This is a genomic window from Campylobacter showae (assembly GCF_900699785.1).
GTDB classification, from domain to species: Bacteria; Campylobacterota; Campylobacteria; order Campylobacterales; family Campylobacteraceae; genus Campylobacter_A; species Campylobacter_A showae_D.
Map to the genome: position 1 here is coordinate 830,080 of NZ_LR535679.1, position 24,421 is coordinate 854,500.

Sequence of the window (24,421 nt, forward strand, 5' to 3'; positions counted from 1 at the left end):
CGACGTCTCTCTCGTAAAAATAATGGACGAGATTTTAAACGGCGGCAAATTTAATCTACGAAAAATCATCTACGCAAATGGCCCGGGAAGCTTTATGGGCGTGAAAGTCGCCTACGTCGTTTTAAAGACGATTAGCATCGTAAAAGAGTGCGAATTTTACGCGGTTAGCGGCTTTGAGCTAAACGGCGGCGCGGCGATACGGGCGAATAAAAACTTAAGTTTCGTAGATACGCCCGAGGGCGTCAAGCTACAAAAAGCGCAAGCGGGCGAATTTGGCTTACCGCAAAATTTAGCCGTTTTAAAACTAAATTTAGATACTCTACCAAATTACGTTATACAAGCCGTTTAGGAGATTTTTTTGCAAATTTTAGTTCCCGCCACGAGCGCAAACATCGGTCCAGGTTTTGACGCCCTAGGACTTGCCTTAGAGCTACACAACACAGTCGAGATAACGAGGGCAAATTTTGCCTCCGTGAGCATTTTGGGCGAAGGCAAAGACAACGCGCTTCTTAAGAAAAACAACATTTTTTTATCTATTTTCAATGAAATTTACGTCAAACTAACTGGCAAAAAAGATACTTTTCGCATGATTTTTACCAATCAAATCCCGTTTTCCCGCGGCCTTGGTAGCTCCTCTGCGGTCATCACTTCAGCTATCGCGGCAGCTTATGCGGCGGCTGGGTTTAAGGCGGATAAAAGCGCGATTTTAAACCAGGCGCTAGTTTACGAAAACCACCCCGACAATATCGCTCCGGCTACGCTTGGCGGCTTTGTTAGCTCCGTCATTGAAAACGGCAAGGTAAAATCCCTAAAAAAACCTTTAAGCGCCGATATCAAAGCCGTCGTCGTGATCCCGGATAAGCCGATGAGCACGAACGAATCTCGCGCCAAACTACCCAAAAATTTTACGATGAGTGAGTGCGTTAGCAACCTCTCTCACGCCGCATTTCTCACGGCTTGCTTTTTTAGTGAAAATTACGAGCTTTTAAGGACGGCGGCAAAAGACGTCATGCACGAGCAAATCCGCATGCAAAGCCTACCCGAGCTCTTTGAAGTGCGCAAGATAGCCTACGAAAACGGCGCTCTTTTAAGCACGCTTTCAGGTAGTGGATCGAGCTTTTTAAATATCGTTTACGCGGGCGATGCAGCAAATTTAAAACAAAAACTGCAAGATAAATTTAAGAGCTTTAGAGTTGAAATTTTTAATTTCGACAACGACGGGATAAAAATCCTACAAAGCTAAAAAAAAGCTAAAAGAAGTTATAATAATGGCTCAAAAATTTATCCCTATCAGGACGTGCGTGGTCTGCAAAAAACGCTTTGAACAGCAAATTTTGCGTAGATACAGACTGATAAATTCTTCGCTATTTTTCGGAAACGGAAACGGACGCAGCTTTTATCTTTGCGAAGAATGTCTAAAAAAAGACGAGAAAATTTTAAGAAAATCGCTCGGAAGAGTCGCAGGCAGCTTTATCGCGACGCTACAAAACGGGCAAAATTTAAAGGAGATACTCTTAAATGGGGACTGTTCGAATTTCAGAGATAGCAAATGAGCTCGGTTACAATAGCAAAGAGGTTTTAGAAAAGGCTATTGAACTTGGGCTAAAGGTCAAAACGCACTCAAGCGGCGTTAGTCCTGAAGAAGCGGCGGCGCTATACACCTACATCCAAACCGGCGAGATCCCCGAAGCTCTCAAGAAAAAACCGGAAAAGAAAAAACCGACCGTTAAAAAGGCGGAAACCAAAGAGGGCAAAGAGGAAAAAGAAAACAAACCTAAAGAAGCTAAAAAAACAAGCGCCGCAAAAGAAGAAAAGCCTTTGCCGAAAGAAAAAATAGAAACAAAAAACGACGAAAAATCCGAAAAAGAACAAAAAACAGTTACTCAAAAACCGGCAGAAAAAGCGCCAGAGCCAAAAACGCAAGCAGCGCCAAAAGAGGAGCCAAAGGCCGAGCATACAGCCGCCGAGCCGGTCCAGCCAAAAGAGAGCCTAGCCGACGTTAGTCTGCAAAAAAGACGCGGTCTAGTCATCGTAAAAAAGAAAAAAGACGAGCAGCCCGCACCTAAAGCAAGCGAGAGAAAAGAGTCTGCACCGGCGTTAAATTTGGAAAATATGTTTAAATTTAGCGACGAAAAGATCGAGCGCAAAAAGAAAAAAGAGAAAAAACCGGTCATCGCAACCAAAAAAGACGGCGCTACAAAGATGGATCTACTCGGCGACCGCGACATGGCCGACATCGTAATAGACGATGAGGATGTGGTTATATTGCCTGATTTTTCCGTACGAACGCAAACTCCGGAGCCTCAAAAAACAAGACAACCTGCAAATACCAACTACAAACCGGTACTAAATACATCGGTAAGTTCATTTCTAGAGCAAGGTACTGCGCGTAGGCCTCGCAAAAAACATAAAAAATCGCAACGTGCCGACCATAACGGCGAGGCGGTAACCTACGTCGAGATACCAAAAGAGATCCGCCTATACGAATTTGCCGACAAAATCAACAAGCAACCTAGCGAAATCATCGGCAAGCTCTTTATGCTAGGCATGATGACGACTAAAAACGACTTCCTGGACGAAGACGCGATAGAAATTTTAGCCGATGAATTCGGTATCGAGGTAAATATCGTCGATACGCAAGAAGCGTTTGACTACGTTAAGGCCTACGACGAAGAAGAGGAGCAACTAGACGATGCAAATTTGACCGTCCGCGCTCCCGTTATCACCATCATGGGTCACGTCGACCACGGTAAAACCTCGCTACTAGACTACATCAGAAGCTCGCGCGTAGCAGCAGGCGAAGCAGGCGGCATCACGCAGCACGTAGGCGCCTATATGGTAAATAAAAACGGCAAAAACATTACCTTTATCGACACTCCTGGCCACGAGGCTTTCACGGCTATGCGCGCTAGAGGAGCCAAAATCACCGACATCGTTATCATCGTGGTCGCAGCCGACGACGGCGTAAAACCGCAGACAAAAGAGGCAGTGAACCACGCAAAAGCCGCCGGCGTACCGATCATCATCGCGATAAACAAGATGGATAAAGAGGCCGCAAACCCTGACAAAGTAAAAAGCGAGCTAGCCGAGCTAGATATTCTATCTACCGACTGGGGCGGCACGTACGAGTTTGTACCTATCTCTGCAAAGATGGGCACGGGCATAGACGATCTACTAGAGATCGTACTCTTGCAGGCTGAAATTTTAGAACTAAAAGCAAATGCGAAGGCAAACGCCAAAGCCGCCATAATAGAAAGCTCTCAGCAAAAAGGGCGCGGTCCGGTAGCTACGGTTATCGTAGAAAACGGTACTCTAAGAGTCGGCGATATCGTGGTCGCAGGCGTCGCATACGGCAAGATAAGAACGATAACCGATGACCAGGGCAAAATTTTAAAAGAGATAAAACCGGGCGAATGCGGCGTGATAATGGGCCTTAGCGAAATTCCTGAAGCCGGTGAAACGCTAATAAGCGTCAAAACCGACAAAGAAGCTCGCGAGTACGCACAGAAAAAAGCCGAATACTTACGCCAAAAAGAGCTCAGCAAGACTACCAAAGTAAGCCTAGAGGAGCTTAGCGAAAAGATCGCCGAGGGCGAGCTAAAATCGCTCCCTGTCATCGTAAAAGCCGACGTGGGCGGCTCACTGGAAGCTATAAAGGCAAGCTTGGAAAAGCTTCGCAACGACGAGATAAAAGTAAATATCATCCACTCAGGCGTGGGCGGCATTACCCAAAGCGACGTAGAACTAGCCAGAGCGAGCGAAAACTCCGTGATTTTAGGCTTTAATATAAGACCAACGGGCGAAGTGAAAGAAAAAGCCAAAGAAAGCGGCGTCGAAATCAAAACCTATAACGTCATCTATAACCTGATCGACGACGTCAAGGCGATCCTAAGCGGTCTAATGTCGCCTGTCATCCACGAGGAGCAGCTCGGCCAAGCACAAGTACGCCAAGTCATCAACGTCCCTAAGGTAGGCGCGATCGCAGGCTGCATGGTAACCGAAGGCACGATAAACCGCGGCGCGAAAATCCGCCTGATCAGAAACGGCGTGGTCGTACACGAGGGTACGGTAAGCTCGCTAAAACGCTTCAAAGACGACGTAAGAGAGGTCGCGCGCGGCTTTGAGTGCGGCGTGGGCATAGACGGTTACAACGACATCAGAGAAGGCGACTACATCGAGAGCTTTAAAGAAGTAGAGGAGCAAGCTAGCCTATGAACCCCTCGGAGATAAAACGCCTGCGCACGCAAAGCGTACTAAAAGAGCTTCTACCCGAGGCTCTATCTACGCTTGAGGATGAGCTTTTACGCGGACTTTGCGTAACCGACGTCGAGTGCAAAAAGGGCAGATACGACGCATTTGTTTATCTTGATAAAATGATGTTTGACGAGCGCGAGCAGGCCTATATACTAGACCGCCTAAAGCGCGTATCAAAGCACCTACAAAACCACTGCATGGCGGCTGAGGGCTGGTATAGGGCGCCAAATTTTCACTTTAAATTTGACGACAGACTAGAGTACCAAAACCACATGGACGATTTGTTTGAAAAAATCTCAGAGGATCTAAATAAAAATGCAAAATCTTGAAAATTTGATCTCGCAGTGCGGCGTGCAGCTCTATGACGTCGAGGTTGCAAACGAAAACGGCAGAGCGATCTATAGGATCTACATCGCAAAACCAGGCGGCGTAAATTTAGACGACTGCGAAAAGGTTTCGCGTTTGCTTTCGCCTATATTTGACGTCGAGCCGCCGCTTAGCGGAGACTACGTGCTAGAGGTTAGCTCACCCGGACTTGAACGAAAGCTAGAAAAACCGAGCCATTTTATATCAAGCGTTGGTGAACTGGCTAAAATTTCAGCCGAAGTAGACGGCGAAAACAAAAAACTAAAAGGCAAAATTTTATCCGCCGACGATGAAGAAATCTCCTTTGAGAGCGAAGGTCAAATTTTAAAAATAAAAATCGCAAATATAAAAAAGGCAAAAACCTATATCGAGTGGTAAGCCGCAAATTTAAAGGCTAAAATTTATTTGAGTCAAATTTTACAAATTTGAGCGCTTTAAATTTATATCGCAAAGCTTAAACGCCTCGCAGTCAAATCTCTCAAATTTAACCTTTCAAATTTTAAAACCGCCTCCGCGTAAATTTAAAATTTCTACGAAAAACATAAAAATGACAGTGCAAATTTACGCGATTCTACCCGCCTACTCCTGAAAGCGCACAGCGTAAATTTAATACCCGACTAGCAAAACATAAGCTAATTTTGGCTATAATCCCTAAATTTTTTAAAAAGTAGGAATCATGAGCTTTTTAGATATTTTTTCCAAAACGAGAAAGCAACAATCCGCTCCTAGCGAGGCTCCGGCGCACTGGGTCAAATGCGACAGCTGTCACTCGCTGATGTATTACAAAGAGGTCGAGGCAAATTTTAACGTCTGTCCAAAGTGCGGTTTTCACATGAGATTAGCCGCCGATAAGAGGATAGCGATGATCTGCGACGAGGGCAGTTTCGTCGAGCTTGACACCAAGCTAAAGCCCGTCGATCCGATCAAATTCGTCGATAAAAAATCCTATAAAAAACGTATAAGCGAAAACGAGGAAAAAACCGGCAGAAGCTCGGCCGTGATCTGCGGCGAAGCCAAGATCGACGGTATGAACGTGCAGCTAGCGGTTTTTGATTTTAGCTTTATGGGCGGGTCTTTAGGCTCGGTCGAGGGCGAAAAGATCGTGCGCGCCGTAAAAAGATCGCTCGATAAAAAGCAGCCCCTCATTATCGTTTCGGCTTCGGGCGGAGCGAGGATGCAGGAGAGTACGTTTTCGCTGATGCAGATGTCAAAGACCTCTGCCGCGCTAAAGCTGCTTGACGAGGCTAAGGTGCCCTATATATCGGTCTTAACCGATCCTACTATGGGCGGCGTGAGCGCGTCTTTTGCCTGGCTGGGCGACGTCATCATCGCAGAGCCCGGCGCTCTCATCGGATTTGCCGGACAGCGCGTTATCAAGCAAACCATCGGAGCCGATCTGCCTGAGGGCTTTCAAAGATCGGAGTTTTTGCTAGAGCACGGCCTAATAGACGCCATAGTCGAGCGCAAAGAGCATAAGCAGTTTTTAAGCGATATGATAAGGCTGCTCTCAAACAACCCGGCCTACGCCGCCAAGCAGCCTAGCGCTCAAAATTTGGACGACGAGGAATAAATTTGGAAATTTCCGTGTTTTGCATCCAAAAGTCAAAACGTGAAAATTTTGAAAACGAGATCAAAGAGTACGCGAAGATGTCGTCGAAATTCGCCAAAATTTCAGACGTCGTTATCTTTAACGACAAGATCGCCAAAGCCCAAAGCAAGGGGCGAGACGAGGCGCTAAAAGCTTACGACGAGGTTTATGAGCCGAATTTAAACGGCTTTTGCGTCGCGCTTGACGAAGCGGGTCGGGAATTTAACAGCGAGGAGTTTGCCAAACTCATCTCGGACAAGGCTCAAATTTCGTTTTTTATCGGCGGAGCTTACGGGCTTAGTCAAAATTTTAAACAAAAAACGGACGCAGTCGTCAGCCTAAGCCGCATGACGATGGCGCACAAGATAGCAAAGCTTATGCTTCACGAGCAGATTTTCAGAGCTCTTTGCATAAACGCTAACCACCCATATCACAAATAAAGGAACAAAATGCGCAAAAGCGACTTGGAGCAGTTTAAGGCACTTTTACTGGAGCGAAAAGCACAGATAACTAAAAACATTTTAGACTCGTCAAACGAGATGGCAGGACTACGCCAAAGCGGCGTCAGCGACGAGTTTGATATCGCTTCCGTAAACGCCGATCAGCTCATCGAGCAATCAATCAGCGCTCAACAAAGACAAGAACTAGCCGAGATCGACGTCTCGCTGCGAAAGATCGCCGATAAAACCTACGGCATCTGCGAGATGTGCGAGGAGGAGATCGGGCTGGCGCGTCTACGCGTCAAACCGCACGCAAAATACTGCATCACCTGCCGTGAGATAGTGGAAAAAACCGCAAAATAGGGGTACGCCATGCAAATCAAACGTTTTATAGTCTACGCCGTGCTTTACCTGGTCGTAGTCGGCGCGATCGTTTATCTTTTCGAGGGCGGCTCTTACGAGCTTCATCTTAAATTTGCCGTTTTCGGTAGCGATGTAGAGTATGTGTTAAATTTACCCGTCGCCGTCTGGATGATACTGCCGCCTGCGATTTTGACGCTATTTTGCGTGCTTCACATGGCCTATCACGGGTTTAAATTTTACGCCTTTAAACGCAAAATTTCGCATGATGAGAAATTTTACAGAGAGCTCGGTAAAGAAATTTTACTCGGCCTTGATACGAACAAAGACTTTAAAACGAACTTTTATAAAATCCCGTCCCAGATAGCTAGAATCCTCTCGCCGTGGGATAGGTACAAAGACGCAAATATCGAGGGCGAAGAGCTACAAAACGCCTTAGACATAATGCGCACGGTCAAAAACGGCGAAGTCGCCGACCTAAAGAAATTTAAGCTGCCTAAGGACAATCCGCTCTTTATCAAAAACGAGCTAAACAAAATAGCAAATTTGGACGGATACTATCTAGAAACGCTTAAAAAACCTATGGGCGATCAGGGCGAAATAGTCCGCGAAGCAAGGCAAAAGCTAATAAATTTAGGCTCGCTCGCCGATATCAAAAAATTTGCTCCCGATCTGGACGAAAAAGAGATCATGATCCTTATCGCCCGCTTTGCCAAAGACGAGATAAATTTGAGCAACGACGAGATTTTGGAGCTGTTAAATTCGGATAAAATTTCAAAAGATAGCTTTGGTATCAGCGCCGCGACGCTAAAAAGCAAAATCACTCCGGACGCTATTATCGGCATATTCGAGCGCCTCAAAAACGAACGCCAAGAGGCGCAGGAAGCATATGTCTATCTGCTGTTCGAGTTTGAGATGCTTGAGCGCGCGCAAGAAGTTTTGTCGGGCCTTGAAGCCTGCGAATACCAAAATTTCCGCACCCTGCTATATCTCAGACAAAACGGCAAAAACGTCCCGACCGATCTATTTTTCAAGCACGAGCATTGCTGATAGATTTTTCAAAAAAGCCGCTTTTTCTAGCTCCGCTTGCGGGCTTTTCGGATCTGCCGCTTAGAAGCGTGGTCAAGCAGTTTGGCTGCGACGTGACCGTAAGCGAAATGATTAGCGCAAACGCCCTGGTTTACGAGGGTAGCAAAACTCTTGAGATGCTCAAAAAATCTCCGCTTGAAACGCCCTATATCGTGCAGATCGCTGGCAGCGACGCAGACATCGTCAAAAAAGCGGTGGAGATTTTAAACGGTATCGAGGGCATCGACGGCATCGATCTAAACTGCGGTTGCCCAGTGCCAAAGGTCGTCAAACAGTCTGCGGGTTCAGCGCTACTAAAAGATATCTCGAACCTAAAACGCATCGTAGAAACTATCAAAAAAACCTCAAATAAGCAAATGACTAGCGTCAAACTACGCCTGGGCTTTGACGAGAAAATACCCGAAATTTTAGCCCTCGCCGCGCAGGACGCAGGAGCAGACTACATCGCTTTTCACGGACGCACGAGAGCGGGCGGCTATACGGCTGCGGTAGACTACGCCGCGATCGGCCGAGCTAAAGAGGCAGTAACCATCCCCGTCATCGCAAACGGCGACATCTCGCCCGAAAATGCGGCCCAGGCGCTAAATTTAACCAACGCCGACGCGCTAATGATAGGACGCGCCTGCATCGGCAAGCCGTGGGTTTTCCACGAGATAAAGACGGGCGGCGGCATCGATGCGGTGACGAAAAAGGCGATCATATTGGCGCATTTTGACGCGATGATCGAGCACTACGGCGAGCACGGAGCGGCGATATTTCGCAAGCACCTACACCGCTACTCCAAAGGCATAGACGGCGCCAGCGCCTTTCGCGACGAGATAAACCATATCGCCGAGCCGGAAACCCTGCGCCAAAAAATCCAAGCCTTTTTCTAACCATGCAAGGCTACATCCTGCACACGCAAAAAGTGCGCGACGAGGACCTACTTGTCTACATCCTCACGCCCTCGCTGCTAGTCAAATCCTACCGCTTCTACGGCGCGCGCCACTCAAACGTCCTGCAAGGCTACAAGATCGACTTTGAGCTCGAAGGCGGCGAAAACTTTCTCCCGCACCTGCGCAGCGTCCTGCACCTAGGCTACCGCTGGCTGCTATCGCGCGAGCGGCTACTCGTATGGCAGCAGTTTATGCGCCTACTCTACGCGCACCTGCGAGACGTCGAGCAGATAGACGAGGTGTATTTTCGCGAGCTCGAGCTTTGCACCTCGCGCTTTGACAGAGGCGCTCCCAAACGCCTACTCATCGAGAGCTACGTGCGCATTTTAGAGGCCGAGGGCAGGCTGCACGACGAGCTTTTTTGCTTTATCTGCGACGAGCCCATTGATGATAGCGTTGCGATAGCCAGGAGCTTCCTGCCCGCTCACGAGCACTGCGCCGCGCAAAAGGGCTTTGCGATAGAAAAGATAAAAATGCTCTTTAGCGAGCACTCTACGCTGCTGCTTGATGATGACGAGATAGACGCGCTCTACTCGGTTTTGCTTCAGGGGCTTTGATCAAATTTACCGTTTCAAATTTGACTCGCCCAAATTTGCTTTCAAATTTAACCCTCTTAAATTTTATTCAGACCGATCTCGCCGCGCCCTACTCCCGATATCCAAATTTATCGGCTCAAATTTCATCAAATTTACCGCCTCTTTACCGGGTTTTGGCTAAGATTTCGCAAATTTGATTTAAGGGATAAATTTGAAAAGATTCGCACTCGGCTTTGCCGCTCTTTTCCTCGTCATTTTCGTAAATTTTATTTACGAAAAGCTATCTCGCCCTACGCATTTTACCGTCACGCCGGACACCAAGATAGACCCAAACTCCGAGCTAGCTAAATACGTAACGCAAGAGGAGATAGACGACTTTGCTTTTAGATACTGGGATATAGACAAATACGAGGAGAACAACGCCACCCTTAACGCTTTAAGAAATTTGCTGAGGCTAAAAAATACGGATAAGATTTTAAATTTTATGACAAGAAACGGACTTAGCGCCGACGTAAAGATGAAGGCAAACACGACACCGCTGATGTACGCTAGCTTTTACGATGACGAAGTCACGGCAAAAAGGCTTATAGATGTGGGCGCAAACGCTCATGCGAAAGATAACTACAAGCTCTCGCCCCTAGCCTACGCCATAGAAAACAACTCTACAAAGACCGTTAAGCTCTTGCTTGATAGCGGAGTAAGGCTTGAGGAGGCGGGAAGGATACAATCATATTTAGACTATGCGCTATATGATTTTATAGATAGTATCGTAATAGATAAAGACGATATACATATAAATTTTGATTTCCCCGATACGGACTCAAAGGGCGCATCAGATCCCTTCGCATACGTCATAGCTAATAATCTACTAGAAATTTCAAAAATGTTTTTTGAGTTGGGATATAAACCTGAGTGTACATTTAAAGCACAAAGAAACGAGGAATTTGACTGTTTTGGTATTTTGGCGCATATTCCAAACTACGAACCTATGCTAAATTTGCTACTAGACAACAACGTTTCGGGGCAACCTACTAAAGAGGAGCTAAAAGAGGCGTATGAAAAGTGTTATAAAAGTTATAGATGGCACGTTGATACGTGGAAAAAAGAAATAGACAAAAATCAGACCATACCTTTATTGATACGTATGTCTATAGAAAATGGAGAGCGGTATTGTCCAGATAAAGATGGGACATTTGGCGACACTCGCACATTTATGTACTGGGCAAACGAAAAAAATAAACTTAAAAATATGATAAACTTTTGGGATGGCTTAAAAAATAATCCATCCAAAGTAATCTATATCGACGCCAACATAAGTAGTCAAGACAAAGAAAAATTAATATCTAATAAACTAATACAAAAACGAAGGAGCAAAAATGCCGCAGAGCGACGATAGCAGATCGCTATATGGTGCAGTAGGAGCAAGGAGATAGCCGACCGGCAAAAGTCAAATTTGACCGAAAGAGCGGTCAAATTTAAGCTAAATTTGACGAGTGCTCACTCCTCGTCGGTCAAATTTTGCGCCCCAGCGGCGAAAAACGTATCGCTGTGGATGTTTTCAAATGCGGCCTTTAGCGAGACGAAAAGCTTTGGATTTTGCTTTTCTAAATTTGCCAAAAGCTCCTTAGTTTCGGCTCTAGCGTGAGGCATCTTGATATCAAATCGCATCGCCGGACACGCCTCGTCGCCGATAACCGTAAGCCCGTTTCGCACGGCGTTTTCGCGTAGCTGCCGCTCGCGCACGAATATAAACGGCCTGATAACCTCGATCCCGTTTGCCGCGACGTATTTGGGGGCAAGCGTTCGTAGCGCGCCGTTATAAGTAAAATTCATAAAAAAGCTCTCGACCGCGTCGTCGAGGTGGTGGGCGATGGCGAGCTTGTTAAAGCCGTGTTCGAGCGCGTAGGTGTAGAGATAGCCGCGTCTCATACGCGAGAAAAAGCTACAAAAGCTGGAATTTTTGCGGATCTTGTCCTTAGATATCTCAAAGATCGAGCTATCGATCACGTCGTGCTCGATGCCGTGCTCGGCGCAGTGGTGCGTGAGGTATGCGTAGTCCTCGCCCATGCCGTAGCTTAGCGTCACGGCCTTAAACTCAAATTTTTCGGGCGTAACGTTTTGCATGTGTTTTAACACGTGCGCGAGCGCGAGGCTGTCCTTGCCGCCGCTAAGACCGAGCAAAATTTTATCCCCGCCGCGCACCATGCGGTATCTGGCGTTGGTCTGCCCGACTTGGCGCAGCAGCCGCTTGCTAAGCTCTATCATAGCCGCTCGATCATCGCGAGCATGAACTGCGCGCTGACGTTTGCTGAGTCTTGTAAAAATTTATCGAAGTCAAACTCCGCACTGCCGCCCGCCTCGTCGCTGATGGCGCGAAGCACGAAAAACGGTACGCCCAGGCTCTCGCAAACTAGCGCCACGCTAGCGCCCTCCATCTCGGCCGCATCGGCTTTGAAGGTTGCTTTTAGCCACTCTTTTTTCGCATTATCGCAGATAAACTGATCGCCCGTGGCTATGATGCCGCCTTTTAGCTCGATGCCTTTTTCGGCAGCGACGCTAGAGGCTAACGCGTTTAGTGCGTCGTCGCTTTTGATAAAGATACTGGTCTCGGGCACGTAGCCGTGCGGGTGTCCAAACGCCGTGATATCGACGTCATGCTGCACTAGACTAGTCGCATAAAGCATATCGCCGATTTTCAAATTTGGATTTAACGCGCCTGCAACGCCGGTAAAAAGTAGCTTGCCGGCACCGAATTTCTCGATCATCGCGCTTGCGGTAAGAGCGGCATTTACCTTGCCGATCTTAGAGTAGGCGATCACAAGCTCTTTGCCGCCGAAATTTGCGAGGTAAAATACGTTATTTGCGTGCTTAACTTCTTTGTAGTCCTTGATGCGCTCAAGCAGAGGAGCGACCTCCTCGCGCATCGCGCCTAAGATCGCTATCATTTAAGCTCCTTTAAAAGCTCTTCAAGACTGCTAAGATCAGTTACGCTAAAGGTCGGCTTCTCGGTGATTTTTTTGTTGATGCCTTTTAGCACGCTACCGCCGAACTCCACGAAAATATCGACCTCGTTTTCGATGCTTTTGATGCTTTGTTTGTATAAAACGGGGCTAACGAGCTGGGCTTTTAGCAAATTTAGCGCTTCGTCTTTCGTGCCGTAAGGCTTCGCAGACGCGTTTGAAACGACTGGGGCAAATTTAGCTGCTAGTGCCGGCTCAAGCTGCGCCGTTAGCTTCTCGCTAGCGCTCTTTAAAAGCGGGCAGTGGCTAATGACGGACATGTTTAGAGGCAATACGCGCTTGGCGCCCGCTTCTTTAAACGCTGACTCAAATTTGGCGATGTCGCCTTTTAGCCCCGCGATCACTATCTGACCGTCGCAGTTGTAGTTCGCGGCGTAAATTTGATGACCGTCCGCTTGCGCGTTTTTGCAAATTTGCTCAACCGTCTCGTCGCTAAGACCCAAAATAACGCTCATCGTTACGTCTTTGCCTGCGCAGTCTTCTTGCATAAATTTACCGCGCAAATTTACGATCCTAAGCGCACCCGTAAAATCAAACGCGCCGCTAACCGCAAGCGCGCTAAACTCGCCCAAAGAGTGGCCAAGCGCAAAGCTAGGCTCTAAATTTACGCTTTGTTTTAGAGCTAGATAGCACATAAGTGAATTTAAAACGATGGCCGGCTGGGTAAATTCGCTCCTGTTTATAAGGTCGTTTTCGTTGAATAGTAGATTTGAAAAGTCGATTTTTAGGCTATCGCTTACATTTTGTAAAAGCTCGGCGGCCGGGCGGAAATTTTCGTAAATTTCCTTACCCATACCGATGCTTTGCGAGCCTTGTCCCGGGAATATAAACGCCGCTCTCATCTAGGTCCTCTTAGTGGCAACCGCATCCGCCGTCATCGTGATGATGACCGTGTCCGCCGCAGCAACCGCCTTCTTTGTGCTCATGATGGCCGTGGCCTCCGCAGCAACCGCCCTCGCCGTGATGATGGTCGTGATCGTGTCCGCCGCATCCGCATGTGTGAGCGCCGGCTACCATGCCCGTAGCTATCTCGTCCGGCGTAGCGTCGCGTTTGTCGAAAATTTGAACTTTAAACTCTAAATCTTTGCCTGCGTAAGGGTGGTTAAAATCAACCGTCACGTCGTCCTCGCCGATAGATTTTACTATCACGCGTACGCTCTCGCCATGCTCGCCTTGACCGAAAAGCTCCATGCCCTCTTTTAGCTCGATGCCTGCAAACTGCTCCTTAGGTAGCATCTGAACGGCGCTAGAGTCGTACTCGCCGCAAGCCTGAGCAGCCGGGATAACTATAACCTTTGTTTCGCCCTTTTCTAGTTTGGCGACCTCTTCTTCTAGTTTCTCGATGATATGTCCGCGGCCCGTTAAAAAAGAAATTTCCTGCCCTACTTGCATATTGGACTCTAAAATTTCGCCCGTTTTTGCGTCTTTTAGCTCATAAAACATAGCTATAACTTGTTCTTTCACGTTTTTCTCCTATTTATGAAAATAACGTGATTATATCGTTAAATTTATTAAATATAGTTTTAGTTTCGAGTAGGTGCGGCTTTGGCTTCTTTGCTGTCGGGATAGCCTAGTTTTAGTGCTTTGTAAAATTTATTCGCACTCGCCGTATCTTTTATCTTATCAAAGCTGATGGCGGTGTGATAAAGAAGCTTTGGCGTATAGTCGGCCTTGTCGTACAGCTGAATGCTCTGCTGGTAGTATTTTATGGCGTTGTTGTAAGCTTTTTGCTGATACGCTATCTCGCCGAGATAAAAATTTGCCATCGCAGGCTTATGATCTTTGCTTAAAAGATACTCGTATCTAGCCTTTGCATCGTCAAGCTTGCCTGCGTCAAATAGCTTTTTAGCTTCGCTTGCCACATCTTGATTTTTTTGTTTGGTAAAATCAGTCTTCGGAGCTTGCGGCTCAGCAGCTGCTGGACTGCTAGCTACCGATTTGTCTTCATCGTTTTTTTTTGTGGTAGCAGGCGCGGCGTTGCTCTTATCTATCAAAGCGCCCATATCTTTAAGGGCTTTGGTGATTTTAGCATTGTTTGCCTCTTGTATTTTTCGGCTTTCTTCTACGTATTTTTTAAGATCATCAAAATCGCTTTTTGCGGTAGAATTTCCGTCATTTCCTTCGATATCGTTTAGTCTTTTTTCTATCCTAGACATTCTTGAGTTTAGTCCGTCTAGTACACTTTGCAAGCCCTCTAGGCGCTCTTGCATGGCATTTAAATTTGACTCAACGTCGCCCATATTTCTACTTAAATTTTCTACACTTTGCTTGTTTTTTAGAAAAGTTTTTTCATTATCGGTCAAACCGTATGGGCTAGAGCTATCCAAATTTCCAGCGTCAAATACCGAAATTTCATTAGAGGCGGAATAAGAGAGGGTGGCTCCTATAAAAAGAGCCACGAAAGTTTTTAAATTCGTCATAAATCTAATTATGGAAGAACTTTGAATTCAGCACGTCTGTTTTGAGCGTCGCAAGCTTTTGTTTTGTCTGTGCAAACAGGATTGCTTTCGCCATAGCTTACAACTGTGATTCTGTCAGCAGCAACGCCTTGTTTTACAAGAGCATCTTTAGCAGCTTTTGCTCTTTTTAGACCAAGTGCATAGTTGTACTCATCTGTACCCCACTCGTCGCAGTTACCCTCTACTTTTACAGAAAGAGCTTGAGCCTCTGATTGATTAAATAGGCCTGCGTTTGTGTTGATAGCAGACTGCATGTCGCCTTTGATGTTAAATTTGTCGAAGTCGAAGTATACAGTTTGAACCTGACCTTCGATGCTTGAGATTAATTGTTGCAATCTCTCGCTATCACTCATCATGTTATCGCTTGAGTTCATACCACCCATATTTTGATTAGCGTCAGCGCTCATGTCAACTTCAGGGTTTTTAGAGCTACAACCGCTCAACAATAAAGCCGCAATAGCAGCAGAAGTTAAAACTACTTTTTTCATTTTCATCCTTTTATAGAAATTTAACGTGATTATATCATAAAATTTACTAAATATTACCAATCAATCGACTGAATTTTGCCGATTTTTAACGGAAATTGGAAACTTTTGTTCTCATTTACGCGAATTATACCAAGTGAACTCTGTCCTCCAAGCTCTTTTATAAACACTACGCTTTGCCCGTCGCTAGAAAATCTAGGGTATAAATTTTTACCGCTTGCGGTAAGCTGTCTGATGTAATCAGTCTGCGTAGAGATCATGTAAATGTTAAAATCTCTCGTTCCAAAGCTACTCTTGCCGTCTTCTCTACTAGAATAAACTATATAGTTTTGATAGGTACTAACGGAGTTGTTATTTTTGCCGTGATAGACCAACTGCTCAAAACCGCTTCCATCGACGTTTTGCGCGAATACGTTAGGATAGCCGAGTCTATCGGAAACAAAAACTACACGTCTATCGCCGTCGACAAAGTTGCCGTTAACATCTATACCGCTATAGTTGGTTACCTGAGAAAGCCTTTTTGAATTTAGATCATATATATAGATATCAGGCTGATCTTGTGGGGCCATAGTTAACAAAATTTTATCTCCGCTTTGACTAACGTCAGAGGCTATAAGCATACCTCCCTTGCTATCTAAAATTTTAGTTTTTTGGCCGCTCGCAACATCGTATCTATAAAGAACTAAGTTTTTACCGCTGTAATCAGAGTAGTAAAACGCGCTCTGATCAGCTCCTACCCATTTAGGAAATATATTCAAACCGCCGCGAACAAGTACTTTTTGGTAGGTCAAAGTGTAGTCGGCTATAACGATCTCGCTTTGCTTAGAGCCCGTTCCTTTGGCAAAGATGATAAATTTCTCCATCCAGTTTACAGGCGGCATTTTTAGCTCGTTAATGAGCTCAACTATCGCTTTGTGTGCGATAAACGGATACTTTGCCCCGTCGTTCATATTGTAAATTTTCTCATACTGAGTGGTTGCCGTTTTTGCATTAATTAGCTTAACCCTGAGGGTTAGAGGCGAGTTTGCAGAGCCCTCAAGCGCGTATCTAAATATAAGCTGCGCACCTTTTTCACTCATCACGTTCGTATTCGAGTCGCCTTCATAGCTACTGGCGATATATTCGTCCACGACCTCAAAATCAGAACTGACCTTCAGGTCGCCTAACATGATTTTATGAAATTTGCTCTTAAAAGCCTGATCGCCGACGGCCGTTGTGGCATCTTGGAGCACGATTTTTGGTAGGGCTAAGCCTTTGTTGATGACCGAAATGGTTGCATCAACGGCAAAAAGCCAACTGGCAAAAGCAAGAAAAAGTAAAATTTTCTTCATTTTTCCTCCGTTATTCTAGTTTATCTTCTAGTTTGGTTCCGAGCCTAACAGCTCTGCCTATCTGGGTAGGCGGCGGAAATTTCTCGAAAGTCATACTTTGTAAGAAATCCCTAACTTTGTCGTTAAATTCGCTATTATACGATAACTTTTTTATATCGTAACTAAACGATCCGTCAATGTCGATAATAATCTCAACCTCCGCCTCATCGCTAGAATCGGCTTTATAAGCACTCCATTTACTCTGCAAAATTCTGCTGATCGTGCCGAAATATTCATTGTATTCGCCAGTCATTTGCGACTTTGGAGTTTTAGCAACCTGATCTAAGGTAAGCGCATTTATCACGTCGCTAGCCTTTTTTTGCTGGCTTGTTATCTGGAATTTTTCCGGCTTTTTGCGACTCTGCTCTTTTGGTTGTTCTTTTTTTTTCGCAACCTTGTCCTCTTTTAGCTTAGAGGTATCGATACTGCCGAATAGATCCTTTAAATTTGGCTCTTCAACCCTTTTTTCTTCAGGCTCTGGCGGTACGGGATCGGGTTCAGGCGGCTTGTTTGTGGTGTCCGGTTTAGGTTCTTCTTTTTTAACCTCTTCCTCTTTTTTTACAGGCTGGGGCTTTTCTTCTTTTACGACCTCTTTTTTAGGCTCGGGTGCTTTTACGGTGATGTCGGGCTCGCGCTCAACTATCATGATATCCATAAAAGCATCTTTAGTATCGGTATACTTTTTCGGCTCTTCCTTAAAATAGGTAAGCTTAATAAAAATACCGCTTATGATACAAAGATAAAGAAAAGCCGATAGTAGGAAATAGCCGGAAGTGTTAAATTTGAGATCAAATTTATCCATTAGTCTGAAGCGCTACCTTTGTAAAGCCTGCGTTTTTTACGCTCTTTAAAACAAACATCACATCGTCATATATGAGGCTTTTGTCAGCCTTAATATAAACGGGCGAATTTTTATCGTATTTTGCTCCGATAAGCACGATGTTGTCGGGAAGTTCACGTAGATCCATAGTGTTTTGGTCGATCCTAACCTTTTTTGTAGCATCAACGATAACAGTCAGATCTTTTCTTTGAGCCGAGGATGTTTTAGTTTTTGAGCCGTCCGGTAGCAAAATTTGCTCCTCGTAAACGATAGTAGGCGTCGTAACCATAAGAATCGCCAGCAAAACAAGCATGATATCCACGAGCGGAGTTATGTTTAGCTCCGGAGTTTCGTCGAGATTTATCATTGATCTTCTTTAAGCGTTACGAGGATATCGACTTCGCGCCTGATGACGCCCATGAGCTCATAAGCTTTTCGTTTGATAAGCAAGCTAAACGTATAAGCAGGAATCGCTACGAATATGCCCGCTCCGGTAGCCACTAGAGCCTCGCTGATAGCTGGAGCGATAACGCCTAGCGAAGCATTTCCTCCGCCTTGACCGAGCTGAGAAAATGTCTCCAAGATGGATACAACCGTACCGAAAAGTCCGATGAAAGGCGAGGTGGAAGCGATAATACTAAGCCAAGTGATACCGCTAGTCGCATTTCTCTCCGAAATACTAACGGCGACCGAAAGCTTTTCTTTAGATACGGAGCCACTTACAAATCTTTTTAAAACCGAGTCGTTTAGAGTATACTTAGAGCCGCCCATTAGTAGCGACTCAAGCGCATTTTGCTCTTTTTTTTGCCATGAGCCAAGCCCCGCCATACGGGATAAAAGTATGGTAAGGCTTATTATGAAATAAAAAGAGAGCCAACTAAGTACGAATATAGTAATAAAACTACTTCTTGATAAGTAGTTCAAAAAGATATCAAGCCCAGCCACTATCTTGTCCGAGCCATACTATCTAGTTTTGCTACGGCAGCGGCCATAGCGTTATTCTCGCTGCTCATGCTAGCGATCAAATCCTTAGCCTTTTGCAATGAATTTGCTATCTCGCTCTCGGAATTTCCCGACACGTGAACGGCGCCGTCGGCAAGGATGGTCGCCTTGCCCTCGTTTATCTCGGCATATCCCCAGTTTATCGCGACGGCATCATGGCTTTTATCTTCGCTCTCGATGTCTATAACGCCGGCTTTTAAAAGCGATATAAGCGAGGCATGTCCGGGTAAAACCCCAAACTCCCCCTCGCTACCCGGCAAAACTACGCTTTTGATATCGTTTGAAAACACTAAACCCTCAGGCGTAACGATTTCTAAATGTAATTTATTCATTACTTTTTCCTTTAAATTTAGGCTTTAAGTTTTTCAGCTTTTGCTATCGCCTCGTCGATGTTTCCTACCATATAAAATGCGTTTTCCGGCAAATCATCATATTTGCCTTCCAAAATTCCCTTAAAGCCGGCGATATTCTCCTCAAGACTTACGTATTTACCAGGACTTCCCGTAAATACCTCGGCAACGAAGAACGGCTGAGATAAGAATCTCTCTATCTTTCTAGCGCGGTCGACAGTAACCTTATCTTCTTCGCTAAGTTCGTCCATACCGAGGCTCGCGATGATGTCTTGAAGGTCTTTATATTTTTGTAAAACCGCCTGCACGCCGCGAGCTACTTTATAGTGCTCACCGCCCAAAATTTGAGGATCCAGCATTCTTGATGTCGAATCAAGCGGGTCAACCGCAGGATAAATTCCCTTTTCTGCGATAGCCCTGTTTAGAACGGTAGTCGCATCAAGGTGCGCAAAAACGGTCGCAGGAGCTGGGTCGGTAAGGTCGTCCGCAGGAACATAAACAGCCTGAACCGATGTGATCGAACCCTTTTTAGTTGACGTAATTCTCTCTTGAAATTTACCCATTTCGCTCGCCAAAGTCGGCTGATAACCAACGGCTGACGGAATACGTCCAAGAAGCGCCGACATCTCTGCACCAGACTGAGAGAAACGGAAGATATTATCGATAAACATCAAAACGTCAAGTCCCATCTCGTCGCGGAAGTACTCAGCCATTGTAAGACCTGTTAGAGCGATACGGTTTCTTGCCCCCGGCGGCTCATTCATCTGACCGTAGCACAAGGCGACTTTATCCAAAACATTACTTTCTTTCATCTCGTGATAAAGGTCGTTTCCTTCACGCGTTCGCTCGCCGACGCCAGCAAATACGGAGTAACCGCTGTGTTTAAACGCAACGTTGTGGATCAGCTCCATGATAATAACCGTCTTACCGACGCCGGCACCGCCGAATAGTCCGACTTTACCGCCCTTTGCGTAAGGAGCTAAAAGGTCAACTACTTTGATGCCTGTTTCAAAAATTTCGCTCTTCGTGCTTTGCTCTTCAAATGGCGGAGGATCGCGGTGAATAGACCATTTTTTGTCAAATTCTACGCCCTCGCCCTCATCAATCAGATCGCCGACGACGTTAAAAATTCTTCCCAAAACTTTTTCGCCGACCGGAACGCTAATAGGCGCACCTAAAGCCGTAGCCTCAAGGCCCCTAGTTAAGCCTTCACTCATGTCCATAGCGATAGTTCTTACGCGGTTATCGCCAAGGTGCGCGGCAACCTCTAGTACAAGTCTATTTTGCTTGCCCTCAACCTCGAAATTTACTTCGACGGCTTCGTTGATCTTGGGTAAATAATCCGTGAAATCGACGTCGACTACCGGACCCATTACCTGAGAAATGATACCTTTCATCCATACTCCTTAATTATTTCATTGATTCGACGCCACTGATGATCTCGATAAGCTCAGTGGTGATAGACTCTTGGCGAGCCTTGTTATACGATAGTTTTAGCTGCGCGACGCGCTCTTTGGCGTTGTTGGTCGCGTTATCCATCGCCTGCATCCTGGCGCTATGCTCGGCCGCGAGGCTATCTACTAAAGCATAATACATACTATACTCGAAATACTTCGTAAGTAGTTCGTTTAAAATTTTACCGTCGTCACTCGGCTCAAATTCCATCAAAGAATTCGTCTCAACTTCGACGAGTTTCGGCGGCTCGACCGGCACGATGTCGTTTATGCGAATTTGCTGAGAGATCATATTATTATAGCCGTTATGTACCAAAATAACTTTATCAGTCGCACCGCTTATAAAGTCGTCTATCGCGTCTTTTATGATATTTTGAGCTTTCTCATAGGTTGGAGACGAGCTCACGCCGACATATTTTTCAAGCAAATTTATACCCTGGAAGCTAAAAAATTCTATACCTTTTTTGCCTACCGCGCGAAGTCTTATCTTTACTTTTTTCGCCTTAAATTCGTTAATCATATTTCTAACGGTTTTGATGGTCTGAATATTAAAACCGCCGCAAAGCCCCTTGTCTGCGGTGACGAATATAATATCGACCTTCTCGATATTCTCCTTAACGTCGAAAAATTTACTCTCGGCGTTTACGGAGCGATATTGATTGATCTTATAGGCGATTTCAGATAAAACTTCGTTGATCTTGAGCGCATAAACCCTAGAGTGACGAGCTGCTTCTTCAGCCTTGCGAAGTTTAGCCGTAGATACCAGCTTCATCGCACGCGTCGTCTTTTGGGTATTTTGGACGCTCTTGATCTTTCGTTTTATATCTTTTAAATTTGACATATTCTAGCCTTAGTTAGCGGCAAACGTCGCTTTAAAGTCTTTTAGCGCCTTATGCAAAAGCTCCTCGATCTCTTTGTCAAGTGCTTTTTTGGTTCGAATTTGTTCAAAAATTTCAGGATATTTCGCCTCTATATAAGGATAAAGCTCAGCTTCAAATTTTGTAACGGCTACGGTCGGAATATCGTCTAGATAGCCTTTTGTACCGGCAAAGATGATAACGACTTGCTTTTCAACGGCAAGCGGGCTATAAGGAGGCTGTTTTAGCACCTCGACCATCCTTTGACCGCGCTCAAGCTGTTTTCTCGAGCTCTCGTCAAGGTCGCTCGCAAATTGTGCAAACGCTTGAAGTTCGCGGTATTGCGCAAGGTCAAGTCTTAAGGTTCCCGAAACTTGCTTGGTCGCTTTTATCTGAGCTGCGCCGCCGACGCGAGAAACCGAAAGACCGACGTTGATCGCAGGACGAATACCTGAGTTAAATAGATCGGACTCAAGGAAAATTTGACCGTCGGTGATAGAAATAACGTTTGTCGGAATATACGCCGAAACGTCGCCAGCTTGCGTCTCGATAATAGGAAGAGCCGTGAGAGAACCTGCCCCTAGCTTATCGTTTAGCTTAGATGCGCGCTCTAGCAAGCGAGAGTGTAGGTAGAAAACGTCGCCCGGATAAGCTTCGCGGCCCGGCGGTCTGCGAAGAATCAAGCTCATTTCGCGGTATGCGACAGCGTGTTTTGAAAGATCGTCATAGATGATTAGAGCGTGGCGAGAGTTATCTCTAAAATATTCGCCCATAGTTACGCCGGCATAAGGAGCTAGATACTGAAGTGCAGCAGCATCGGAAGCGCCTGCATTTACCACGATAGTGTACTCCATAGCGCCGTACTCTTCGAGCTTTTTAACGACTTGCGCGACCGTTGATTGTTTTTGTCCAATCGCTACGTAAATACAAATAACATCTTGACCTTTTTGGTTGATGATGGTATCTATAGCAACTGTAGTTTTACCAGTTTGGCGGTCGCCGATAATGAGCTCGCGTTGCCCGCGGCCGATCGGCACTAGCGCGTCAATAGCCTTGATGCCCGTTTGAAGCGGCTCGTGAACGCTCTTTCTAGCCATGATGCCTTTTGCTTTTTCCTCGACGAATCTAGTCTCGCTAGCTTCGATCGGGCCCTTAGCGTCTATCGGCTCGCCAAGCGAATTTACGACGCGGCCTATCAAAGCATCGCCGACAGGGACGCGTAAAAGTTTAGCTAGGCGTTTTACACTCGAACCCTCTTTGATACCGTCCGTTTTACCCAAGATAACGATACCGACACTGCTTTCCTCTAGGTTTAGAGCCATGCCTTTTTCGCCGTTCTCAAACTCGACCATCTCGCCGGCCATAACGTTTTTTAGGCCGTAAACGTTAGCAACGCCGTCGGCTACGGATATAACCTTGCCCGTCTCGTTTACATCGACGTTAAGGCTGAAATTTTCAATCCTTTCCTTGATGATGGCGCTGATTTCATCTGCTTTTATTTTTGCACTCACGCTTTTTCTCCTTTATATTGCTTTTAATATGTATTCGCTCATTTGGGCTTTTAGCCTATCTACCGAAAAGCTAGCCTCCACGCCCAAATCGTCTAGCTCTATCTTAATACCATTGTAATCGCTTTTTACCGACTCTAAAATGATTTTTGCGTTAAATCTCTTAGAAAAGCTGTTTTCAAGCTCTGAAATTTGAGCCTGGCTGATCTGCGAGCCGCCGTAAATTTTACCGTAAAAAACATTGTCCATTTTTGATTTTTGCGCTAAAAGCTCCGAAACGATGTTAGGCAAAATATCAAGTCTTTTGTTTTCGCCGAGCAGTTTTATAAAATTTACAAATTTTTGATCCGCCTCACCGACTAAAGATAGGACGAAATCGGCTTTTTGGCTATTTTTTAAATTCGGCGAAACGATGATGTTTTGAAATTTTTCATTTGCGAATGCGTTTGTGATCTCTTGTAACTTAGCGGTAAAGTTATTAAACTCATCCTTGCTAAGGTCGCTAACTAGAGCTTTTACGTATTTTTTTGCGATAAGTTCTTTCATCAGCCGACCCTTTTAAGCATGATATTGATAAGCTCGCTTTGATCCATTTTAACGCTGTCGCTTGCGAAGATTTCATTTAAAATTTCGCCTACGACGGACTTAACCATGCGTCTTTTTTCAAATTCTTTTTGATCTTGGAAGTTTTTTTCCAGATTTGCGACCTCTTGTCTAGTCTCTTCTTTGATGCGCTCAGAGATCAAAACGGCCTCTTTTCTAGCGGTCTCTACTAGGCTAGCGGCATTTGCTTTAGCCTCTTCTACGCGTCTTAGAGCGTCGTCTTTTTTGGCTTTTGAGTCTTTTAGTTTTTGCTCGATATTATCAAGTCTTGCCGCAATACCGGCGATTCTTCCCTTATATGCGTTCTTGATAGGGTTTGCTATGAAATAATACAAAATTGCAGCAAAAACGATAAAGTTTATCGTTCTAGGTACGATGTCGTATCCGCCGTCCGCCATCAAAACAAAAGGACATAATAAAAGTAAAATTTTGCTTTTCATATTAAATCCTTGCGAGTTTTGCTTTTAAAGCAGCTTGAAGTTCAGGCAATTTTTGCTGTAAATCAGCTCTAAAATCGCTCTTTTGAGCGTTTAAATTTTGGATAAATGCGTCATAATCGGCCTCCAAAACTCCGCGCTTTTCGCTGACTATCTTAGCGGCCGCGTCTTTTGCGGCATTGATAGCCTCCTGCTTTATCTTGCCGGCTTCGTTTCTTGCAGCAGCTATGAGCTGTTCTATCTGCGCTTCGTACACGCCAAGATCGCTCGTATTTTTACTAGCGCTCTCTTCGTCGTTTTTTATCGCATCGTTTCTAGCGTCTATAAATTTAAGTAGAGGCTTGTAAAGGATGGAATTTAAAACGGCGATAAGCCCTAGAAAAATAACTGCCGTTAGGACGACTAGCGGCAAATTAATTTCCAACATCAAATCTCCTTAAAGTTTAATATTTTCTTAAGCATAATAAAACCGTGCTTATTTTACAAAA

30 protein-coding genes are annotated in these 24,421 nt (G+C 45.4%); 13 read left to right on the forward strand and 17 right to left on the reverse strand.

Annotated features, from left to right (window positions below; translation table 11 throughout):
* The first annotated feature begins 22 nt into the window (after positions 1-22).
* The 13 genes from E4V70_RS04080 to E4V70_RS04140 all read left to right on the forward strand — a co-directional run bounded on the left by E4V70_RS04080 (position 23) and on the right by E4V70_RS04140 (position 10,964).
* Entirely contained in the window at positions 23-349 is a 327-nt protein-coding gene (locus E4V70_RS04080; protein ID WP_122863295.1) for a glycoprotease, read from the forward strand.
* Between the two features lie 9 nt (positions 350-358).
* A complete protein-coding gene (gene thrB / locus E4V70_RS04085) occupies positions 359-1,243 on the forward strand; it encodes a homoserine kinase (protein ID WP_122863294.1) in 885 nt (294 codons plus the stop codon).
* Positions 1,244-1,268: 25 nt separating this feature from the next.
* Entirely contained in the window at positions 1,269-1,553 is a 285-nt protein-coding gene (locus E4V70_RS04090; protein ID WP_002947517.1) for a YlxR family protein, read from the forward strand.
* Complete coding sequence (gene infB, locus E4V70_RS04095; protein WP_122863293.1) at positions 1,519-4,215, forward strand: translation initiation factor IF-2; 2,697 nt, start codon at positions 1,519-1,521, stop codon at positions 4,213-4,215. The genes E4V70_RS04090 and infB overlap by 35 nt, the downstream gene beginning before the upstream one ends.
* The gene (gene rbfA / locus E4V70_RS04100; protein WP_002943703.1) at positions 4,212-4,583 is read left to right on the forward strand and encodes a 30S ribosome-binding factor RbfA; all 372 of its coding nucleotides are present in this window, start codon (positions 4,212-4,214) and stop codon (positions 4,581-4,583) included. The genes infB and rbfA overlap by 4 nt, the downstream gene beginning before the upstream one ends.
* A complete protein-coding gene (gene rimP / locus E4V70_RS04105) occupies positions 4,570-4,998 on the forward strand; it encodes a ribosome maturation factor RimP (RefSeq protein ID WP_122863292.1) in 429 nt (142 codons plus the stop codon). Before rbfA ends, rimP begins: the two co-directional genes overlap by 14 nt.
* Positions 4,999-5,296: 298 nt before the next feature.
* Complete coding sequence (gene accD, locus E4V70_RS04110; RefSeq protein WP_122863291.1) at positions 5,297-6,190, forward strand: acetyl-CoA carboxylase, carboxyltransferase subunit beta; 894 nt, start codon at positions 5,297-5,299, stop codon at positions 6,188-6,190.
* Between the two features lie 2 nt (positions 6,191-6,192).
* Positions 6,193-6,648 carry a 23S rRNA (pseudouridine(1915)-N(3))-methyltransferase RlmH gene (locus E4V70_RS04115; RefSeq protein WP_002947511.1) on the forward strand — a complete coding sequence of 152 codons (456 nt, stop codon included), beginning with the start codon at positions 6,193-6,195 and terminating at the stop codon, positions 6,646-6,648.
* A gap of 9 nt (positions 6,649-6,657) precedes the next feature.
* Entirely contained in the window at positions 6,658-7,011 is a 354-nt protein-coding gene (gene dksA, locus E4V70_RS04120) for an RNA polymerase-binding protein DksA (protein ID WP_122863290.1), read from the forward strand.
* A gap of 9 nt (positions 7,012-7,020) precedes the next feature.
* Complete coding sequence (locus tag E4V70_RS04125; protein WP_122863289.1) at positions 7,021-8,058, forward strand: fatty-acid--CoA ligase; 1,038 nt, start codon at positions 7,021-7,023, stop codon at positions 8,056-8,058.
* The gene (locus tag E4V70_RS04130) at positions 8,055-8,972 is read left to right on the forward strand and encodes a tRNA dihydrouridine synthase (protein ID WP_163026483.1); all 918 of its coding nucleotides are present in this window, start codon (positions 8,055-8,057) and stop codon (positions 8,970-8,972) included. The genes E4V70_RS04125 and E4V70_RS04130 overlap by 4 nt, the downstream gene beginning before the upstream one ends.
* 2 nt (positions 8,973-8,974) lie before the next feature.
* Positions 8,975-9,589 (forward strand): recombination protein RecO, encoded by a 615-nt coding sequence (recO, locus tag E4V70_RS04135; protein WP_122863287.1) that lies wholly within the window; start codon positions 8,975-8,977, stop codon positions 9,587-9,589.
* A 190-nt stretch (positions 9,590-9,779) separates the two neighbouring features.
* Positions 9,780-10,964: an ankyrin repeat domain-containing protein gene (locus tag E4V70_RS04140; protein ID WP_122863286.1), complete on the forward strand. Its 1,185-nt coding sequence runs from the start codon at positions 9,780-9,782 to the stop codon at positions 10,962-10,964.
* A 101-nt stretch (positions 10,965-11,065) separates the two neighbouring features.
* On the opposite strand, the gene E4V70_RS04145 is transcribed toward E4V70_RS04140, so the two are convergent.
* The 17 genes from E4V70_RS04145 to E4V70_RS04225 form a co-directional block, all read right to left on the reverse strand.
* On the reverse strand, positions 11,066-11,833 hold the full coding sequence (locus E4V70_RS04145; RefSeq protein ID WP_122863285.1) for a tRNA 2-thiocytidine biosynthesis TtcA family protein: 768 nt from the start codon (positions 11,831-11,833) through the stop codon (positions 11,066-11,068).
* Positions 11,830-12,513 carry a 5'-methylthioadenosine/adenosylhomocysteine nucleosidase gene (locus E4V70_RS04150; protein ID WP_122863284.1) on the reverse strand — a complete coding sequence of 228 codons (684 nt, stop codon included), beginning with the start codon at positions 12,511-12,513 and terminating at the stop codon, positions 11,830-11,832. The genes E4V70_RS04145 and E4V70_RS04150 overlap by 4 nt, the downstream gene beginning before the upstream one ends.
* Positions 12,510-13,430, reverse strand: a complete 921-nt coding sequence (fabD, locus tag E4V70_RS04155; RefSeq protein WP_122863283.1) for an ACP S-malonyltransferase — start codon at positions 13,428-13,430, stop codon at positions 12,510-12,512. Before fabD ends, E4V70_RS04150 begins: the two co-directional genes overlap by 4 nt.
* A 10-nt stretch (positions 13,431-13,440) precedes the next feature.
* Positions 13,441-14,052, reverse strand: coding sequence for an FKBP-type peptidyl-prolyl cis-trans isomerase (locus E4V70_RS04160; protein WP_122863282.1), 612 nt, complete (start codon positions 14,050-14,052; stop codon positions 13,441-13,443).
* Positions 14,053-14,111: 59 nt separating this feature from the next.
* Entirely contained in the window at positions 14,112-15,008 is an 897-nt protein-coding gene (locus tag E4V70_RS04165; protein ID WP_122863281.1) for a tetratricopeptide repeat protein, read from the reverse strand.
* 8 nt (positions 15,009-15,016) lie between these two features.
* Positions 15,017-15,535, reverse strand: a complete 519-nt coding sequence (locus E4V70_RS04170; RefSeq protein WP_039895131.1) for an OmpA family protein — start codon at positions 15,533-15,535, stop codon at positions 15,017-15,019.
* A 53-nt stretch (positions 15,536-15,588) separates the two neighbouring features.
* Positions 15,589-16,863, reverse strand: a complete 1,275-nt coding sequence (gene tolB, locus E4V70_RS04175; RefSeq protein ID WP_122863280.1) for a Tol-Pal system protein TolB — start codon at positions 16,861-16,863, stop codon at positions 15,589-15,591.
* Between the two features lie 10 nt (positions 16,864-16,873).
* Positions 16,874-17,704: a TonB C-terminal domain-containing protein gene (locus tag E4V70_RS04180; protein ID WP_122863279.1), complete on the reverse strand. Its 831-nt coding sequence runs from the start codon at positions 17,702-17,704 to the stop codon at positions 16,874-16,876.
* The gene (locus E4V70_RS04185) at positions 17,697-18,089 is read right to left on the reverse strand and encodes a biopolymer transporter ExbD (protein ID WP_002952432.1); all 393 of its coding nucleotides are present in this window, start codon (positions 18,087-18,089) and stop codon (positions 17,697-17,699) included. Before E4V70_RS04185 ends, E4V70_RS04180 begins: the two co-directional genes overlap by 8 nt.
* Positions 18,086-18,550, reverse strand: coding sequence for a MotA/TolQ/ExbB proton channel family protein (locus E4V70_RS04190; RefSeq protein WP_338120590.1), 465 nt, complete (start codon positions 18,548-18,550; stop codon positions 18,086-18,088). The genes E4V70_RS04185 and E4V70_RS04190 overlap by 4 nt, the downstream gene beginning before the upstream one ends.
* 116 nt (positions 18,551-18,666) lie before the next feature.
* Positions 18,667-19,056 (reverse strand): ATP synthase F1 subunit epsilon, encoded by a 390-nt coding sequence (gene atpC, locus E4V70_RS04195; RefSeq protein WP_002952434.1) that lies wholly within the window; start codon positions 19,054-19,056, stop codon positions 18,667-18,669.
* Positions 19,057-19,073: 17 nt separating this feature from the next.
* Positions 19,074-20,471 (reverse strand): F0F1 ATP synthase subunit beta, encoded by a 1,398-nt coding sequence (atpD, locus tag E4V70_RS04200; RefSeq protein ID WP_134482479.1) that lies wholly within the window; start codon positions 20,469-20,471, stop codon positions 19,074-19,076.
* A 13-nt stretch (positions 20,472-20,484) separates the two neighbouring features.
* A complete protein-coding gene (gene atpG / locus E4V70_RS04205; protein ID WP_009494955.1) occupies positions 20,485-21,369 on the reverse strand; it encodes an ATP synthase F1 subunit gamma in 885 nt (294 codons plus the stop codon).
* Between the two features lie 9 nt (positions 21,370-21,378).
* Positions 21,379-22,896 (reverse strand): F0F1 ATP synthase subunit alpha, encoded by a 1,518-nt coding sequence (gene atpA, locus E4V70_RS04210; protein WP_002952438.1) that lies wholly within the window; start codon positions 22,894-22,896, stop codon positions 21,379-21,381.
* Positions 22,897-22,908: 12 nt separating this feature from the next.
* Positions 22,909-23,439, reverse strand: coding sequence for a F0F1 ATP synthase subunit delta (locus E4V70_RS04215; protein ID WP_122863277.1), 531 nt, complete (start codon positions 23,437-23,439; stop codon positions 22,909-22,911).
* The gene (locus E4V70_RS04220; protein ID WP_122863276.1) at positions 23,439-23,936 is read right to left on the reverse strand and encodes a F0F1 ATP synthase subunit B; all 498 of its coding nucleotides are present in this window, start codon (positions 23,934-23,936) and stop codon (positions 23,439-23,441) included. Before E4V70_RS04220 ends, E4V70_RS04215 begins: the two co-directional genes overlap by 1 nt.
* Position 23,937: 1 nt before the next feature.
* The gene (locus E4V70_RS04225; protein WP_122863275.1) at positions 23,938-24,360 is read right to left on the reverse strand and encodes a F0F1 ATP synthase subunit B family protein; all 423 of its coding nucleotides are present in this window, start codon (positions 24,358-24,360) and stop codon (positions 23,938-23,940) included.
* Between the last annotated feature and the right edge of the window lie 61 nt (positions 24,361-24,421).